Raw genomic sequence first — 1,180 nt, 5'->3', positions numbered from 1 at the left:
CTTCTGCGAACACATGTATCGTAGACTTCGAGAAGTTCACAGGCAAAGTACCGCCAGTGACTTCATTCGGTGGTCCAATCGAAGTTGCTTAATTAGTGCAATTTGCATAAATCGAAATACCAGCCTTCGGGCTGGTATTTTTTTAACCAAAATTTCAGTGAGCGTTATCTCAATAACCGTTTTTGAGCGTCAGAGTGCATGGATTCGTGACGAAAATAACGAATTGCTCGCATCATTCACAGGATAATGAAGTCATATTCAAAAGGCTTCACGCGCAACCAAGCATCGTGGGGTCAATTGGACACAAAACAATAATAATCAGTGAGTAGATGCAATATGGCTCAGACCATTCAGTTAGCCAACCATTCCGAAATGACGATCATCGATAACGATCTGCACGTGGATGTGATTGGTAATCAAGCCCATTTCTCTTTCTCTGGGCTTCACAATAAGACCTTTACTGACCGTGAAGTGCTGTTCGAAATGCCGTTTCTATACGAGCACGAAGCCAACGTGATTGGTGATGGTTTTCAAATGTTGGCGCAAACGTCAGGAACGATCACGCACCCGATTGAAATAGGTCGATGCCCCGACAACATTCCCCCATACCGTGTGTACTCGCAACATGCACCTAAGCGTTACTACAACTATCTAGTGATTGAGGATTCTGCTGGTTACACCTTGTTTGGCTTCACGACGTGCCGTCGATTTGCTGGTTACTTTGATATACAACAGCGAAATGGGCAGTGGATACTGACCGCAGCAATCGATGGCGAACACACGCAAGTGGCGGATTTGGAACACAATCAACTTGAGTCCATTACGATTTTAACTGGCAACTCGCTATCCGATCTGTATCAAGAGTTCAGCGAGATGATTGCCGCGCATCATCCTATTCGCAACGGTGTCACGCAGGATGCACCGATAGGCTGGTGTTCTTGGTATGCGTACTATGCCGATGTGACCGAGCAAAATGTTTTAGAAAATGTCGATTGCATGCAAGACAAGCTCGAAGACTTAGAATGGGTACTTCTGGATGATGGCTATCAAGCGTTCATGGGGGATTGGCTTACGCCGTCGGATAAATTCTCTGGCGGTGTGAAGGAGCTGATTCAAAACATTCGCGCAAAAGGCAAAAAGCCGGCGATTTGGATGGCTCCTTTCATAGCGCAGCCAGAAT

General features: G+C 45.9%; 1 protein-coding gene. It reads left to right on the top strand.

Going from position 1 to position 1,180, the window contains the following annotated elements; genetic code table 11:
* Positions 1–336: 336 nt before the first annotated feature.
* The coding region (locus R7O12_RS25945; RefSeq protein ID WP_318126930.1) for an alpha-galactosidase at positions 337–1,180 on the top strand (844 nt) is incomplete at its 3' end.

The organism is Vibrio sp. Vb1574 (assembly GCF_033338675.1).
This window is presented reverse-complemented; position numbering and strand designations above follow the sequence as displayed.